The following is a 17,212-nucleotide window of genomic DNA, read 5'->3' as shown; positions in this document are numbered from 1 at the left end:
GTGGTGCAATTATGCGTTCCCAAAGCTATTTCAGGAGTTTGGACCTCGAAATGTTATGTTGTGGACGTGGCAGAAGTTGTTGTAAACCCTTTATTTTTTAAGGGTTCGCTATCTTAAAACCTTGATTTTGTGGGATGTTTTGTAGGAGAAAACACAACTTTTGGATGATTTTCAGGGGTTTGATGAAAGGGATTTGCCCTGAAAAAAGACAATGGTTTTTTTCAGAATCGATAACTTTTTCATCCAGGATCAGGGTAATTGGTTTATTGGAAATGTGCCAAACCAAACCGGTTTGGTGCCATCAGGAAAGAAATTTATCTACCCGTATTGATTTCTGCCATGATTTCTGCAAACAACTGGACCGATTTGATCCGGTCGGCAATATTATACATGGTCGTTACAGTGATAAGTTCGTCCACTTGGGTCTCTTCCAAAAAGGCCTGAGTTTGCTTTTTGACGGTCTCCTTGCTTCCGATGAACGAATATCTTGCCATTTGATGGATTCTGGGGTGCTGCATGATCTCTTTCAGGTCGGAGGTCATTTCCGTAGGCTCCTCGATATAAGGTGTACTGGTGCCCGACAGAATGTTGATCACCAACCTTAAATTTGAAGTGTACAATCTTTCGGCCTCTTGGTCCGTATCGGCCACGAACACGTTGATGCCAGCCATGACATAGGGTTTTTCCAACGAAGCGGATGGTTGAAACTGGCTACGGTAAATCTGGATCGCATCGTAAAAATGCATAGTGGAAAAATGGCTCGCAAAGGCATAGGGCAGGCCTTTTCTTGCCGCCAAATGGGCACTACTGGTACTGGAACCCAAAATGAAGATGGGCACGTCCATGCCTTCGGCAAGTGTGACCCTTACCTTGGCAGTCCTGTTTTCTTTGGAAAAGTAGGTCTGGATCTTATCCACATCATCTGGAAAGGAGTGTGTTGCCTCGATAAATCCAGGTTTTATGGCACGTGTTGTTTCAGGATCGGTACCGGGAGCCCTTCCCAATCCCAGATCTATACGATTGGGGAACAAGTGGGCTAAAGTCCCAAACTGTTCCGCTACTATAAAAGGCGAGTGGTTGGGCAGCATTACCCCACCCGATCCAACCCGCAAAGCTGAGGTGGCCTGTGCCACATGGGACATCAGGAGAGGTGGGACACTACTGGCAATGGCAGGCATATTGTGGTGTTCGGCAAACCACATGCGCTTGAACCCAGCGGCCTCTGCTTCTTTTGCCAGAGTCACGGTGTTCGTAAACACTTGACCTATACTACTTCCTTTGCTCACTGTGGCCAGTTCCAAAATGGAAAAGACTGTATTTTTTATATTCATATATTTATATGTGTCTATATGTTGTCCAAATAAATAATCATAGTTTTTCCAGTGCCTTCAAATAGCTTTCCCATACCTCCTTGTTCAGGGAATAGTAATAGAAACGTCCCTCTTTTTGGGGTTCTATCAAGTCGGCTTCCACCAATTTTTTGATGTGGTGGCTGATGGAAGGTTGTGAAAGGTTTAAAAAAGAAACAATCGAGCTGCATTCCAATTTTTCCTTATTGGATTGGATGGCCTTCAAGATTTTCAATCGGTTGACATCACTCAGCGCCTTGGATATCTTTTCTACTTTCTTAAGGTTCAAAACGGGACATATATTGATGTATGTAAATATATCGATTAATAACGGATCGTTACAATACGCTTTGATAATAAATATGCTTTGAAGATTAAAGTGGAGTTAAACCAGTCACTTGGGATAAGCAGGGTCTTTTCACTTCTTCTATGCAATCAATCGCCTCTTGTTGGGGATTTCATCGGGAAGTAATTCGATTTCAAATCCCTGGCTTTTTACCAATTCCATGACAGATTTGATGTCCATATGCATAACATCGGCTTCCAAACGGAGGATATGGTCACAATCTTCAAGGTCAAAATTGATGTCATGCTCAGGAAAAGTGGCTTCCAACTGTGCCAGGACCAATGCCGCTTCTGAATCGGAACGGACACTTGTTCTGAATACTTCTACCATAGTCTTGATTTTTAAGTGGCTAGGCCACAATTTGTCTAAAATGACGGTCTAGGGCCAAGAGGTTCATTTTTAAGTTTCAAAAGACCTGTTTTCCCGAATGATGGAACCTTCATCCGCATCGATTTTCCATTTCCACAGGTCTATCATCCTTGGTGTTTTCATTTTGGGGCAATTTCACATTCTCCTTCTACAATTCAGTCAATGGGCCAATTTTTTGGCTTTCTTACCTCTAACATAGTGGCCCATTTTCTGAATCAATTGCTTTCCTACGGGAAAACTGTGTGCTGTTCGTCCATCAATCTATAATCCATTTGGGACAGGACTGTTGATTTTGGAATTGTAGATGTACGAAACGGCGAGTATGGCCATGATCACGATCGGCATCAACATGAACCCGATATTGCCGTCCACCACGGCATGGCTGATAAAGGCAAATATCAGGTTGAACGTGAGGCCCGCATAGGCCCACTCTTTTATTTTTGGATGGAGTTTGGGGATGATCAATGCCGTTACACCCAGTATCTTGCAAATGATCAGGGCATGGGCAAAGTAATCGGGATACCCCAAAGGTTCTGTCCCAGCGGTCGCATATTCCGGGGCGAACAATAGGGTGCCCAATGGCATTACCCCTTCAAAAAGGACGATGATGATAGTTGCAATCCAAAAGATGATCTTGTTTTTTTTCATGATAGGTTGTTTTAAAATGGTTGTTGAATATGGTTTGAACGTATTGATACAAATCTATAGGACATTTTTTTGGAAAACAGGGGTGAAAACGGCCATTGCAATGGTGGAATACGCCATTTCCCTGTTTTTGGACTTTGTGTCAGGAGGGAGTAAGGGAATGGATGGAAACCTCCTTGCTTTTTCCCTTCAAATGAGCATTTTCCCTTAATGGTTATGACCGATTCGTTTCCTATCTATTCCCGTGGTTGCTTTCCTTTGATCATTCCATAGCAGAATTGCGGGAAAAACTCAAAAATCTTATTTTTTGAGCATGTTTGATAGAACAAATCGGACATATCTTTAGTTTTCTGTCTCGGGAAAACACCAACTAGGGAGGGAAAAGTGAATGGATGGGGCCAATGAGCAAGCATGCCATGGATTTTTGTATATTCAGCACTTTTATAACAATCAAGAGTAAACAACAAACCTCAACAACAAAAAAATGGGAACAAAGAAAACAACTGCAATTGTCTTTTTGATGCTATCCGCCCTTATATCGGCACAATCCACCCAAAACGAAAAATGGCCCATTGAAAAGGCCGAAAAATGGTATGCGCAATACCAATGGCTCAATGGGGCCGATTTTATCCCCAGCAATGCCATCAACCAGTTGGAAATGTGGCAAGCGGCCACTTTTGATCCCACCACCATCGATAGGGAATTGGGTTATGCCCAAGGCATTGGCATGAATGTGATGCGGGTGTATCTCCACAGTCTAGCCTACAAGCAAGACCCCAAAGGTTTCAAAGAACGGATGGACACCTATCTCGATATTTCAGAAAAGCGGGGCATCAAGACCATGTTCGTGTTCTTTGATGATGTTTGGGGCAAGGAACCTAAGGTGGGAAAACAACCAGAACCCAAAACCGGTACCCACAATTCTGGGTGGATGCAGGATCCGGGAGATCCCGCCTCCAAGGAACCCGACAATTTTCCTTTTTTGGAGACCTATGTGAAAGATATATTGGAGACTTTCAAGGATGACGATAGAATTTTGCTTTGGGATCTTTATAACGAACCCGGCAATTCGGGAAAAGGGAACGATTCCATGCCTTTGTTGCAGGCCATATTCAAATGGGCAAGGGAAGTCAACCCCTCACAGCCCCTCTCGGCCGGGATATGGTCTTGGGGATTGGTGGATTTGAACGCTTTCCAAGCCCTCAACTCCGATATCATCACCTACCACCACTACGGTCCTCCTGAAGACCACAAACTGATCATAGAGCTTCTAAGAACCCATGGAAGACCCATGATCTGTACCGAATACATGGCCCGTACACGAAACAGCCGTTTCTCCAACACCATGCCCATGTTGAAAAAGGAGAACATTGGGGCCATCAATTGGGGGTTGGTCAATGGAAAGACCAATACCATTTACCAATGGGACACGCCCATAGACAGTGGGGAAGAGCCTGTAGAATGGTTCCACGATATTTTCAGGAAGGACGGAACGCCTTATCGGCAGGATGAAGTGGACTTGATCAAGAAATTGAATGGTATTGAATGACGAGAGTTTGTAAAACCCGTTGCATATTTTTTTGCTGAAATCTGTCAGTTCGAGTGATTTTTCGGAAGAAAAATTGTATCGAGAACCAGAATTTCAGGCCCAAAACCTATTCTCGATACAAAATTCCTTCGGAATTTCACTCGAATTGACGGCTTTGCTATAAAAATCTTTAAAAATGCACAACGTGTTGTAAAGTACTATTCCAATTCGTAGAGCATAGGCCCACCCTTTACTCCGGCCTTCACTTTGCCGGTACTTTTAAGGATGTCCATTTGGAAGATACGCTTCCTAAAGTTCCGCCTGTCCAGTTCAAGCCCCAAAATATCCTCATAGAGCTTTTGCAGTTCGGTCAGGGTGAAGGTCTTGGGCAGCAGTTCGCCCACGATGAGCCTATCCTTGAGGTTGCTCTTTAAAAATAGATGGGCATCATGGATGATCTGGGCATGGTCGAACCCCAAGTTTTTGGGGATGTCGTCAATATCGAACCAAGCAATCTGTTCCACATTTCCCTTTAGGGAAAGGGGATGGTCCGCTGGCTTCACCATGGCGTAGAACGAGACTGTGATGACTCGTTTGATGGGGTGTCTGTCCAAGGCCGAATATACTTTCACTTGCTCAAAATGGATGTCCTTCACCCCTGTGAGGGCAAACAAAATTTTATTGGCGCAATCTTGGAGCGTTTCATCTGCCTCCATGACTCCCCCGGGCAACAACCAATGGTCTGTAAAGTCGCCGACGGTCCTTTTGGTCAATAACAGCTTCAAGCGATTGTCAACATACCCAAAAACAGCGATATCCGTCGTGATGGGACAAGCGAATGAATCAGCGTTTACCTGATAATTTTGAGGAATTTTGGGTGTATGGTTATTTTTATTGGCCATTTGTTTTTTTTGACGGAGCAAAACATATAATTTAGCAAATGCGTCAAAGGTACACAGAAATAGTTTTTGACGAAAGAATGTATCAAAGATTTTGATTGGTTAGACAAGATGGGAAATGAGTTGTTCAATATTTCAGGAAGAGTGATCCTGATCACGGGGGGAACGGGTATTCTTGGTGGGAGCATGGCCGAATACCTGCTTGGGGAAGGTGCGAAAGTCGTTCTTTTGGGGCAAACTGAGGCCAAGGTGGAAAGCAAAGTGGAGCAGCTCAAAAAGAAGTACCCGGACGTTATAGGTTTTGCAGGAAATGTCCTCGATAGGGATTTCTTGGAAAAGGCAAAGGATACGATTGTTGGGACTTGGGGGAAGTTGGATGTGCTGATCAATGCGGCAGGCGGTAACATGCCCGGTGCCGTGATAGGCGAGGGGCAGACCATATTCGATTTGGAGATGGACGATTTTAGAAAGGTCTCCGAACTGAACCTGGACGGTTCTGTGGTCCCTTCCCTTGTTTTTGGAAAGCAAATGGCCGACCAAGGCCGGGGATGCATCCTGAACATATCTTCCATGGCGGCCACTAGGGCACTCACCCGCGTGGTGGGCTATTCCGTGTCCAAAGCGGCCATCGACAATTTTACCAAATGGATGGCCACCGAACTGGCATTGAAATTTGGGGAGGGATTGCGTGTCAATGCCATTGCCCCGGGATTTTTTATCAGCAACCAGAACCGTAACCTTTTGCTAAAAGAGGATGGGAGCTATACGGATAGGGGCAAGACCATTATTGCGAACACGCCCATGAAAAGATTTGGAAAGGCGGACGAATTGCACGGTGCGGTCCATTGGCTCATCAGCGATGCGGCCAGTTTTGTAACAGGAGCCATCATCCCTATTGATGGCGGATTTAATGCATTTAGCGGTGTATAAGGAATATAAAAATACTATGGGGCTGGAACAGACGTGGCGTTGGTATGGCCCGTCAGACCCTGTTTCATTGAAAGACATCAAAATGGCAGGGGCCACGGGAATAGTGACGGCCCTGCACGATATCCCCAATGGCGAGATCTGGCCCGTGGAAAAGATTGCGCAGCGAAAGGCCCTTATTGAAGCCGAAGGGTTAAGTTGGTCCGTGGTGGAATCCCTTCCCGTACACGAAAATATCAAGACCCGTTCGGGCCATTGTGAAGCCCACATAGAAAATTACAAAAAGAGTCTGGTTCATTTGGCCCATTGCGGAATAGAGGTAGTATGTTACAATTTCATGCCCGTTTTGGACTGGACCCGGACCGATTTGGCGTATGAAGTGGCAGATGGCTCCAAGGCGCTGGCCTTTGAGTTCAATGCCTTGGCTGCGTTTGACCTGTTAATTTTGAAGCGCCCTCGTGCAGAGGAAAGCTATACACAGGAACAGGTGACCGCGGCAAGAAGATACTTTGAAGGAATGTCCAAAGCGGCCATCCAAGAGTTGACCAAGAACATCATAGCAGGATTGCCAGGGTCTTCGGAAGGCTATTTGGACCCACAGCAGGGAGATGGGCTTGCAAAGTTCCAATCCATTTTGGACACCTATGCCCATATTGATGCAGATGCGATGCGGAGCAATTTGGTTTGTTTTCTAAAGGAAGTGATTCCTGTGGCCGAAGAATATGGGGTACGGATGTGCATCCACCCCGATGACCCGCCCTTCTCCATCTTGGGTCTGCCCAGGATCATGTGTACCGCTTCGGATTACCAACACCTATTTTCGGAAGTACCCTCATTGCACAACGGCTTTACTTTCTGTACAGGTTCGTTGGGGGTCAGAGCCGATAACGATTTGGGGCAAATGTTCGATCAATTTGCGGAAAGGATACATTTTCTACACTTGCGGAGCACACAGCGGGACGGTAACGGCAATTTTCACGAAGCCAACCATTTGGAAGGAGATGTGGATATGTTCGATATTGTACAGAGGGCCCTGAAAGAACAGCACAGACGAAGAGAAGTGGGCCGCAAGGACCATTGGATACCGATGCGACCCGATCATGGACATCAAATGCTCGATGACCTCAAAAAGCACACCAACCCTGGATATTCGACCATAGGTCGGCTCAGGGGTTTGGCCGAACTGAGGGGGCTCATGCTGGGTGTGGAGCGGTCCATGCAATCAGCGTCTTTGTATCATGAAACCAAACTAATTTGAAATTAAATTTTTTAAAAATGGCACATAAAAAAAACAAAGTAATGTCTCTGGCACTGGCCCTCCTTTTGGTGTGGGCCTGTGAAGAATCACCAAAGGATGATACCCCATGGGTGGACCTTTTCGATGGAGCAGCACTGGAGGGTTGGACCCAAAAAGGCGGCACCGCCCATTATGAGGTAAAAGAGGATGCAATTGTGGGATCAACCGCCCATGATACCCCCAATTCCTTTTTGACCACGGATAAGATGTACGATGACTTCATTTTGGAGCTGGACTATAAAGTGGATTCCACCATGAACTCGGGAATCCAAATCAGGAGCAACAGTTTTCCCCATTACCAAAATGGTAGGGTGCATGGCTATCAAATTGAGATAGATCCATCGGACAGGGCTTGGAGCGCAGGTATTTACGATGAGGGAAGAAGAGGTTGGCTGGTCACTCTGGAAAACAATCCAGAGGCACAGAAAGCTTTCAAACAAAATGATTGGAACCATTACCGCATTGAAGCCATCGGGGATACCCTGAAAACTTGGATCAATGGGGTGCCCGCTGCCCACTTGATAGACGATAAGACGTCGAGTGGATTTATCGCCCTTCAAGTGCACAGCATTGGTAAAGACCAGAAAGAAGGTACCGAGATTGCTTGGCGAAACATCAAGATTTTGACCGATAGTCTTTCCAAATACACCAAGGAAATGCCTTTGGATCCTGTAGTGACCCAAAATCAGCTCACCATTGATGAGGTAAAGAATGGTTGGAAACTCCTTTGGGATGGTAAGACCTCTAAGGGTTGGAGGGGTGCCCGTTTGGACAGTTTTCCAGATAAAGGTTGGGAAATGGAGAATGGCGTGTTGACCGTTCTGTCTTCGGGCGGAGAGGAATCGGCAGCCGGAGGGGATATTGTCACCACCGATGTGTATGCCGATTTTGAACTTATGGTCGATTTCAAACTGACCGAAGGCGCCAACAGCGGCATCAAATATTATGTGAACACCGATCTCAACAAAGGCCCGGGATCGTCCATTGGTCTGGAATACCAGATTTTGGATGACGAAAGACATCCCGATGCCAAACTCGGCAATCATGAAGGGAGCCGTACGTTGGCCTCTTTGTACGATTTGATCAAAGCAGACCCCGACAAATCTGCCAACCCCATTGGGGAATGGAACACGGCCCATATCATTTCCAAGGACAACCATGTGGAGCATTGGCTCAACGGTATGAAAGTTCTAGAATACGAGCGGGGAAGCGATAATTTCAAGAAATTGGTATCCGAAAGCAAGTATGTGGTGTGGCCCAATTTTGGCGAAGCCCCCGAGGGTCCAATTTTATTGCAGGATCATGGGGACAGGGTAAGTTTCAAGAACATCAAAATAAAATCCATCAACAACGAGCAGTAATATGGGAACAAGACGCGATTTCATCAAAAAGACAACAACGGGAACCGCCGCCGTCACCTTGGGCGGATTGGCTTTCCCTTCATGGGCCAATGCCCGAATTTTGGGAGCCAATGATCATATCAATTGTGCCGTTATCGGTGTAAGGAGCAGGGCCAAGGCCCATGTATTGGCCATCCATCAAGATCCCAATGCAAAGATCTTGTACAACTGCGATGTGGACGACAAAATTATTGAAGAGCACAATGCTTGGTGCCAAGAACACATAGGCTATGTGCCCAAAGTGGAGAAGGACTTTCGCAAAATATTGGAGGACAAAGATGTGGATGCCATTTTTATTGCCACCCCGGAGCATTGGCATGCCCCCATGGCCATTATGGCCCTTCAGGCGGGAAAACATGTGTATGTGGAAAAACCGTGTAGCCATAACCCCTATGAAAATGACCTTCTCGTAGCTGCCCAGAAAAAATACGGCAAAAAAGTACAGATGGGCAACCAACAACGGTCTGCCAAGACGTCCAAGATGGCTGTCGAGGATATCCGCAAAGGAGTGATCGGCGAGGTGTTCAAAGGAGAGGCTTATTATTCAAACAACAGGGGTTCTATTGGTACTGGAAAAGCAATTGATGTACCGCAGACCTTGGATTGGGAACTTTGGCAGGGTCCCGCACCCCGTGAAGGTTACAGGGACAACATCCATCCCTATAATTGGCATTGGTTCAGAAATTGGGGCACTGGGGAAATCCACAACAATGGCACCCACGAGATCGATATCTGTCGCTGGGCATTGGGCGTAAACCTGCCCGAAACGGTCACTTCGTTCGGAGGGAAATATACCTACGACGATGATTGGGAATTTGTGGACAACCAGCAGGTGACCTATACATTTCCTGGTGATAAGTTCATCACATGGACGTCCCATAGCCGAGGCATCATGAAACCCGAAAGACCGGGTAGGGGTGCTACCATTTATGGTAGCAAGGGAGTGATCGAACTGGACCGCAATTTTTACAAACTATACGATCTGGCCGGAAATCTCATCAAAAATGAAGAAGAGGAATCCATCAGTGCCACGTTGAACACCCAGGGCATTGGAGGATTGGACATTGACCATGTGGCCAATTTCTTCAACGCCATTCGAAAAGATATATCCCTAAATTCCGACATCAATGACGCCAGTGTTTCCACCATGCTCTGTCATTTGGGCAATATGGCACAAGATGCCGGGCATACCCTCAAAATCGATGCCCAGACCGGAAAAGTTTTGAACAGTGAAAAAGCCATGGAAGGTTGGAAAAGAACGTATGAAAATGGATGGGAACCCACACTCTAAACAAGCATGAAGCGACGTGATTTTATTGTAAAAGGAAGCTTGGCCGGTTCGGCCGCCCTCTATGCACCTACTGTTTTGGGATATGGAAACACCAGTGCCAATGGGACCATCAATGTAGGGGTGATCGGCACAGGGGACCGTGGCGGAGGAATGATTCCTTTCATCAACCAAATCCCGAACATGCGGGTAGTGGCATGTAGTGACATTATACCTTTCAGGCTCAGTTCCGGGCTTTCAAAAGTGGATGGAAAGGCAAAGGGCTATTCGGATTATCGAAAATTGTTGGACGACAAGGACGTGGATGCCGTTTTGGTGGCCACTCCCTTCAGCACACATTCCCAAATTGGGGTCGATGCGCTAAAGGCCGGCAAGCATGTATATGGCGAAAAGACCATGGCCAAGGGGTATGAAGGTATTGAGAACTTGGTCCATGCAGCTGATACCTCGGACAAGATATTTCAGGCCGGTCACCAATACCATAGCTCCCGATTGTACACCCATATTGTGGATGAGATCAAAAAGGGAAAAATTGGCAAAATAACCGCTTTTGAATGCCAATGGAACCGAAATGGCAACTGGCGGAGACATGTCCCAGACCCCAAATGGGAGCGCATGATCAATTGGCGTATGTACAAAGAGTTTTCCGGTGGCCTTCTGGCCGAACTCTGTTCGCACCAATTGGACTTTGCCAATTGGGTGTTGGGTTCCATGCCCGAAAAGGTGATGGGCATAGGCGGCATAGACTACTGGAAGGATGGCAGGGAGACCTATGACAACATCCACCTGATCTATAGCTATCCCCAGGGCGTAAGGGCCACCTTTACCTGCCTGACCAGCAATGCCATGGGCGATTACAAAATAAAGGTGATGGGCGACAAGGGTGCATTTGTGTTGGACTACGTCAAGGCCTGGTTCTATCCCGAAGGTAGCTACGAAAAAGAAATGGGGGAGGTTGACGGTGTTTCGGGCGCTACCTTGAACTGGGACGAAGGAAAAGGCATTCCCGTTCTGTTGGACCATGAGGACCCAAGCAAACAGGCATTGATCGATTTTAGGGACAATATCGTGGACAATACCTTGCCTATTCCCAATGCCAAGACAGGTGCCATGGCTGCTATCTGCGTACAGATGGGCCTCGATGCCATGTACAACAATACCATTGTAGAGACAGACCAAAGGCTTATGAAAGAAATCTTGGGTTGATTCCATGGACCAGTTTTTCCGTGTCGCTCACTTTTGGACATGAAGCTTTTTATACCGGAACTGGCCGCATGGGCAAAGTGGATAGATATGTTATCGTAAAAAAACAACAAAATTTCATTTTTCCGATTGGGGACAGATTACATGATCTCAATTTAGAATATCAAGGCTTTTTATACTTGGCAAACAATTGATTTTCAAGGATTATATGGGTCGAAAATAAGACCAATAAAGTGATTTCCACTGATCCGATCCGATACTCCTGAAACAGATTTTACCTTAAAAGATTTCATTGGATGTACAGGATCATGCGTTTAGCGATCCCCAAACGGGAATTGTCGATAAAAAATTTGTTCTTAGTTCGAAATTTGTAAATTGCAAGAAGCAATTCTTTGCATTTTTCAAAAATGACCCCAGATTATTCACATAACCTCAAAATGAAGACCACACCGGACTATGGGGATGAGGACGATTTCAATGTGATGTATGGATTTTATCGGCCCAAACTCTTCGTGATCGTAAACGGGTATATCCCCTCGCGGGAAGATGCTGAGGAAATTGTGCACGATGTTTTGGTAAAGCTGTGGGAGAAAAAAAGGACCATAAAAATACACTCCAATTTTACGGGCTACGTCTATAGCATGACACGAAATGCCTGTCTCGATTACCTTCGTACCCGAAAGAACCGACTTTCAAAGGAGATGACCATGGAGCAGCAAGAATTTTGGTTGAACCATGGGGCCTTGGCCGATGATGTAGCCTCATCCATTTTGGCAGAAGAATTGGAGACCTTGGTGGATATGGCGATAGGGCAGCTTCCCGAAAAATGCAAAAGGGTGTTTGTGAAAAGCCGTATGGATGGCCTCAGTCACCAAGAAATTTCCAAAGAACTCCAGATTTCCCCTAAAACAGTGGAGAACCACATTACCAGGGCATTAACACAGTTCAGGGTGGCCCTGAAGGACTATTTGCCGTCCATCTTCCTATAAAATTCCCCACCCGACTAGGGGGTACTTTCCTTTTTTACGTCCTGCTAATAAACACTGTTCTTAAATTAAGATGAACAAGAAGGATATCATTGCATTGGTGGAAGACCGCCTTCCTGCGGAAAGGAAGCGGGAAGTGATCAAATGGTTGCTCAAGAACCCCAAGCAACAACAGCGTTACCACATCCTGAAGGCCAAGCACGTAGCCAAGTTGTTGCGGCACAGTATGGAGGATAAAATGCAAAAGCCTGGAAAATTTCAAATGAAGTGGTACAAATATGTCGGGTATGCAGCAGGCGTTGCCCTTCTGTTTTCCTTAGGATATGTGCTGATGACACCAACGGCCCATGTGGAGACAACAACATTGGCCACCACCGAAACCATTACATCGATTGGGGAAAACAGAACGGTGGAACTTTCCGATGGCACCAAAATAACTTTGAATGCCAATACCACACTTTCTTATCCCAAAACTTTCTCTGGGGAATCCAGGGAAGTCAGTCTAAAGGGAGAAGCCTTTTTTGATGTGGCACACAATCCCGATAAACCCTTTGTCGTGTCAACGGACAATGGCATGAAGATCCAAGTGCTGGGAACAGTTTTTAACGTAAGGTCCTATCCCGAGGACCTGAATGTGGAAACCACATTGGTCTCCGGTAAGGTCAAAGTGGTGGAGGAGAGGGACAAGAAAACAGTGGTGTTGAACCCTTCCCAAAGAGCTACCTATGTGAAAAATGAGGACAAACTTATTGTGGACAATGTACAAACTGAAAATTTTACCGCATGGCGACGGGGCAAGCTCATCTATGATGAGACACCCATACGCCAGGTCATCGGTGACCTGAAAAGGAAGTACAGGATTGCCATATCCGTTGAATCCCCCGAAATAATGGATTATAAATACACAGGGGAATTTGACAACCTGAGCATTGAGCAGATCATGGACCTATTCGAGGTTTCCTCGCCCATACTATATAAAATGAAAGACAACCAAATAACATTGTATATGGAGAACTAAGCAAAAAAAGAAAGGGAAGTGCTGCAACACCCCCCTTTCAACAAATTATCTAATCACATAGTAATTAAACAACGTAAACTCATCAAAATTATGGAAAAAAAGGAACATTTTTTTTCAAAGATTCCAATTCTCAGGATAATGAAAATCTATTTAATCTTAGTGGCGCTTACTTTGGCTAAATTATTCGCTTCGAAGGCAAATGCCCAAAATATTTCGTTGGAAGTAAATAATGTAAGGTTAAAAAGGATATTGAACGAAATTGAACGCAAGAGCGATTTTAGTTTTTTCTACAATAATAGTATTGTGGATGTCTATACAAAGAAGTCACTCAAGGTCGAAAACAAAACAGTCGATGAAGTATTGGAGGAACTGTTTTCTGGTTCGGACATCGATTTCAGCTTTGTGAGGGACCAGATCATCTTGTTTCCCAAGAACAACCCGGAAATAAAACGGAAAATAGAAAGTCTGCTCAATAAACATGTGGACAGGTTGCCCACCTCATTGAGCCCCGACAAGATCAACGAACTCATCAGGACCTCCATACAGTTTACCGTAAGTGGAAAGGTCACTGACAATGCAGGGACTCCCATACCCGGCGTGTCCATATTGGTCAAGGGCACTTCCAAGGGAACCACCACCGATTTTGATGGCAATTACAGCATCATGGCGGATTCAGGGGATGTACTGCTGTTCAGTTATATCGGTTTTACCACCCAAGAAGTCGAAGTGGGTGACCAAGAGAACATCGATATCGTCCTTAAGGAAAATGTTGCAGCATTGGACGAAGTGGTTGTCGTAGGGTATGGTACACAAAGGAAATCGGACCTGACCGGGGCGGTAGGTGCCGTGGACAGCGAAACCCTATTAAAAGCCCCTGTGAGCAATGCACTTCAGGGGATGAGGGGCAAAATTGCCGGGGTGAACGTATTCCTGAACTCGGGATCGCCAACAGGGTCGCCCAGGATCGTGATTCGTGGGGTAGGTACCATCAATTCTTCCACAGACCCATTATATGTGGTGGACGGAGTGGTCATGGACGAGATCCAGTTCATCAACCCCAACGATATAGAGCGAATGGAAGTGTTGAAAGATGCATCCTCCGCTGCAATCTATGGGGCAAGGGGAGCCAATGGGGTAGTGTTGATAACCACCAAGCGAGGCACCAAGGAAAGTAAGGTGACCATAGGATACGATGGTTTTTTAAGCGTAGGACATATTCGTAAGAAAATGGACCTGCTCAATGCTGAGGAATGGTTGGAAGTGGTAAGGACAGGTATGGAAAATACGCCAAAATACCGACCTGACGACCCAGCACCGGTATTTACGACCAACGACCCCAACCTTTTTGATGCCCAAGGAAACCCACTTTACGATACCGATTGGCAAGATGAGGCGACACGTACCGCATATTCCAACAACCACCAATTGTCCATTCAGCAAGGAAATGAAAACTCTTCGGTCGGCGTGTTCCTCAACTATTCACACATCGAGGGAATCATGCTGAACAATAAACTGGACAGGATCAGTGGGAAGATTGCCTATGATGTCACTCCAAAAGATTGGTTGAAATTGGGTGTAAACCTTTTGGTGAACGACGTAAAGGATACTGAATTTGAAGAAGGTGGCGGAGGTCAATCGCCTAGAAGGACCATGATAGAAATGCCTCCCATCTTCCCTGTGAAATTTCCCGATGGCACATGGAGCAACAGCCAGATGATCGATGACGCCTATAATTTGGAGTCCATGTCCAACCCAGTCCATGTTTTGGAAACCCAGGAGCGGTTTTGGGAAAGGAACCAGATATTTGGAAACGTCTATGCGAGCTTCAACATCATGCCAGGGCTGGATTTTAGGACACAGTTTGGTTTTGACAAAAATATCAGGAACAAGAAAGAATATTCCCCAAGGGATTTGGTGAACATTTCCGCACCTGACGGATATGCCAGAATATTCAATGAAAAGAGTACTTACTGGCAGCAGGAAAATTATCTGACCTATAACAAGGAGTTTGGCGACCATAGGATCAATACCATGTTGGGCCTGAGCTGGCAGGAACGCAACTACGAGTCCTCCAACATTTTTGCCAGAGGGTTCAGTGACGATTTTTTCCGCTACAACAACATAGGCTCCGCCAGTAACCCAAGCGCTCCGGAATCCGCAACAGAAAAGTGGGCACTGAACTCCTACTTTGTCCGTGCTGGTTATACCTATAAGGACAAATACTTGTTGACCCTTACAGGAAGGGTGGATGGATCTTCACGCTTTGGAAAGGACAATAAATATGGATTTTTCCCTTCGATCGGAGCAGGTTGGAATATTAGTGAGGAAGGTTTTATGGAAGGGGTAACGGCCGTTAACCGCCTCAAACTGCGTGGTAGCTACGGAATTACGGGTAATACCGAAATTTCCCCCTACAGCTCATTGGCAACGGTTTCCTCTGGAACGGTTCTTTTGAACGGCACCAGGGTCAGTTCCAGTTCGGTGAACCGCTTGGCAAACCCAGGTTTGGAATGGGAAAAAACGAGTCAATTTGATATTGGTCTCGATTTGGCTTTGTTCGATTATAGGTTGAGCCTGGAATTTGACTATTATGACAAGTTGACCAAAGACCTTCTGTTGGACAGACCAGTGCCTTATACTTCAGGATTCACCTCCGTTCGGGACAATAATCGGCAGGATTCAAACCTTTTAAAGAACCCCTTGCTATTAAAGGGTTTTGGAGCCTTCCAAAATCTGTTGACCGATTTGTTGACGGTCTATTTAGTGGAAAATGACGTCATTTGACTTTCACATTAAAGTTATAAATATTTCAAGCTTTGGTGAATATTCATTCATTTTTTTTTGAGTTAAATTCCATTGAGTGCAAAATAGTCTGAGGGTTATTTTAATCTTGGACATCGATATATTTTTCTTTAGCTACCCTTGATGGTGTTCTTAGTAGAGCTGTGGGAACTAGGACTTACCTCGGGTAACTCCAATAAATAATGCGTTTTTGGCCTTTCGAAATATCATGCTCACTTTAATCGGTCACCATATTTTAATTATTTAAAATTCAATAATATATCGAGCTTAATTGATTGTGATTGGAGATTTTGACTTATTGAATTCCAATATCAAATTTCCACATTAATAAGGTTGCCAGTGGGTACAGGGTATTTGACTTGTCTTGTGTGAAATTATTCGTTTTTGAATTTGATCTTCTTTACAAGATCATTGAAATATTCAGTGCTCCAAATACTTAAAATATCATCGTTTTTAATAAACCTGACAACATCTTCTTTGATACCTTTAAAAGATACTTCTTCAATTTTCATGTGGAGCAGTTCAATTATCTGTTCGGGAGAAATATCGTTGTCTTGCCAGTCGTTTGTGTCTTTTGCCCTTGCCAAAAAATGGTTCAAGTCCAAAGAAATCCCCTTCTTGATGTACCATTCCAAATCATACCAGTCCCGTCCTTTTACCCTATCTTTCCATTTTCTAAATAGCAATGCATGTACTTTTCCTGCAAACAAGCTTGGTCCTGAAAAACACTTTACATAAAAGGAAAAAGGCCTAAGCAATAGCTTTTCTTCTGTGTTAAAATTCAGAGGGGGTCGTCTGTCCACCTCTATTTTTATTTTCAGGATTCTGTTGGAACGGACCCCTGTTTGCTTGATAACATCTTCAAGTACGATTTCCTGCCATATGGTTTCAGCTTTTAAAAAAGCAGAATCAATCGCTGATTCCTTTGTCTTTTTCTTTTCCTTGATACTTACATTGAGTCCCAACGATTTGAACTCATCCATAATTGCTTTAAAATAAGGTTCGATGGAAAAATTGGGGTCCGGTTGAAGTAAAGAGAAATCCAGATCCTCTGAAAACTTATCATGAGTCGTGATAAGTTTAGTTATCCAAAGTAAATCGTTATCCAAAGTGGGTTTACATAAGTAATTGGCAATAAGAATATTAACCAGTATA

At 45.0% G+C, this 17,212-nt stretch carries 16 protein-coding genes; 10 read left to right on the top strand and 6 right to left on the bottom strand.

From position 1 onward, the window contains the following. Nucleotides 1-314 precede the first annotated feature (314 nt). The 4 genes from SD450_RS17705 to SD450_RS17690 all read right to left on the bottom strand — a co-directional run bounded on the left by SD450_RS17705 (nucleotide 315) and on the right by SD450_RS17690 (nucleotide 2,712). Complete coding sequence (locus SD450_RS17705; protein ID WP_318345711.1) at nucleotides 315-1,331, bottom strand: LLM class flavin-dependent oxidoreductase; 1,017 nt, start codon at nucleotides 1,329-1,331, stop codon at nucleotides 315-317. Nucleotides 1,332-1,368: 37 nt separating this feature from the next. Beyond that, the gene (locus SD450_RS17700) at nucleotides 1,369-1,638 is read right to left on the bottom strand and encodes an ArsR/SmtB family transcription factor (RefSeq protein ID WP_318345710.1); all 270 of its coding nucleotides are present in this window, start codon (nucleotides 1,636-1,638) and stop codon (nucleotides 1,369-1,371) included. Nucleotides 1,639-1,776: 138 nt separating this feature from the next. Then, nucleotides 1,777-2,025 carry a hypothetical protein gene (locus tag SD450_RS17695; protein ID WP_318345709.1) on the bottom strand — a complete coding sequence of 83 codons (249 nt, stop codon included), beginning with the start codon at nucleotides 2,023-2,025 and terminating at the stop codon, nucleotides 1,777-1,779. A gap of 300 nt (nucleotides 2,026-2,325) precedes the next feature. Continuing rightward, nucleotides 2,326-2,712 carry a DoxX family protein gene (locus SD450_RS17690; RefSeq protein ID WP_318345708.1) on the bottom strand — a complete coding sequence of 129 codons (387 nt, stop codon included), beginning with the start codon at nucleotides 2,710-2,712 and terminating at the stop codon, nucleotides 2,326-2,328. A 16-nt stretch (nucleotides 2,713-2,728) separates the two neighbouring features. On the opposite strand from SD450_RS17690, the gene SD450_RS17685 reads away from it, so the two are divergent. Both SD450_RS17685 and SD450_RS17680 read left to right on the top strand, forming a co-directional pair. Then, nucleotides 2,729-2,920 carry a hypothetical protein gene (locus SD450_RS17685; protein ID WP_318345707.1) on the top strand — a complete coding sequence of 64 codons (192 nt, stop codon included), beginning with the start codon at nucleotides 2,729-2,731 and terminating at the stop codon, nucleotides 2,918-2,920. A 273-nt stretch (nucleotides 2,921-3,193) separates the two neighbouring features. Next, complete coding sequence (locus tag SD450_RS17680; protein WP_318345706.1) at nucleotides 3,194-4,258, top strand: cellulase family glycosylhydrolase; 1,065 nt, start codon at nucleotides 3,194-3,196, stop codon at nucleotides 4,256-4,258. Between the two features lie 197 nt (nucleotides 4,259-4,455). Here SD450_RS17680 and SD450_RS17675 read toward each other — a convergent pair whose 3' ends face one another. Continuing rightward, the gene (locus SD450_RS17675) at nucleotides 4,456-5,139 is read right to left on the bottom strand and encodes an NUDIX hydrolase (RefSeq protein WP_318345705.1); all 684 of its coding nucleotides are present in this window, start codon (nucleotides 5,137-5,139) and stop codon (nucleotides 4,456-4,458) included. 66 nt (nucleotides 5,140-5,205) lie between these two features. Here SD450_RS17675 and SD450_RS17670 point away from each other — a divergent pair, with 66 nt between their 5' ends. The 8 genes from SD450_RS17670 (at nucleotide 5,206) to SD450_RS17635 (ending at nucleotide 16,039) form a co-directional block, all read left to right on the top strand. After that, nucleotides 5,206-6,066: an SDR family oxidoreductase gene (locus tag SD450_RS17670; RefSeq protein WP_318345704.1), complete on the top strand. Its 861-nt coding sequence runs from the start codon at nucleotides 5,206-5,208 to the stop codon at nucleotides 6,064-6,066. Nucleotides 6,067-6,082: 16 nt separating this feature from the next. Next, nucleotides 6,083-7,321 carry a mannonate dehydratase gene (gene uxuA, locus SD450_RS17665; RefSeq protein WP_318345790.1) on the top strand — a complete coding sequence of 413 codons (1,239 nt, stop codon included), beginning with the start codon at nucleotides 6,083-6,085 and terminating at the stop codon, nucleotides 7,319-7,321. Nucleotides 7,322-7,338: 17 nt separating this feature from the next. Next, nucleotides 7,339-8,721, top strand: coding sequence for a 3-keto-disaccharide hydrolase (locus tag SD450_RS17660; protein WP_318345703.1), 1,383 nt, complete (start codon nucleotides 7,339-7,341; stop codon nucleotides 8,719-8,721). 1 nt (nucleotide 8,722) lies between these two features. Next, nucleotides 8,723-10,051 (top strand): Gfo/Idh/MocA family oxidoreductase, encoded by a 1,329-nt coding sequence (locus tag SD450_RS17655; protein WP_318345702.1) that lies wholly within the window; start codon nucleotides 8,723-8,725, stop codon nucleotides 10,049-10,051. Nucleotides 10,052-10,057: 6 nt separating this feature from the next. Next, a complete protein-coding gene (locus SD450_RS17650; RefSeq protein WP_318345701.1) occupies nucleotides 10,058-11,254 on the top strand; it encodes a Gfo/Idh/MocA family protein in 1,197 nt (398 codons plus the stop codon). A gap of 434 nt (nucleotides 11,255-11,688) precedes the next feature. Then, complete coding sequence (locus SD450_RS17645) at nucleotides 11,689-12,240, top strand: RNA polymerase sigma-70 factor (RefSeq protein ID WP_318345700.1); 552 nt, start codon at nucleotides 11,689-11,691, stop codon at nucleotides 12,238-12,240. A 70-nt stretch (nucleotides 12,241-12,310) separates the two neighbouring features. Then, nucleotides 12,311-13,255 (top strand): FecR family protein, encoded by a 945-nt coding sequence (locus tag SD450_RS17640; protein ID WP_318345699.1) that lies wholly within the window; start codon nucleotides 12,311-12,313, stop codon nucleotides 13,253-13,255. Nucleotides 13,256-13,393: 138 nt separating this feature from the next. After that, nucleotides 13,394-16,039 (top strand): SusC/RagA family TonB-linked outer membrane protein, encoded by a 2,646-nt coding sequence (locus tag SD450_RS17635; protein WP_318345698.1) that lies wholly within the window; start codon nucleotides 13,394-13,396, stop codon nucleotides 16,037-16,039. A 392-nt stretch (nucleotides 16,040-16,431) separates the two neighbouring features. On the opposite strand, the gene SD450_RS17630 is transcribed toward SD450_RS17635, so the two are convergent. After that, the coding region (locus SD450_RS17630; RefSeq protein ID WP_318345697.1) for a nucleotidyl transferase AbiEii/AbiGii toxin family protein at nucleotides 16,432-17,212 on the bottom strand (781 nt) is incomplete at its 5' end.

Source organism: Flagellimonas baculiformis (assembly GCF_033441575.1).
Taxonomy (GTDB): Bacteria; Bacteroidota; Bacteroidia; order Flavobacteriales; family Flavobacteriaceae; genus Flagellimonas; species Flagellimonas baculiformis.
This window is presented reverse-complemented; position numbering and strand designations above follow the sequence as displayed.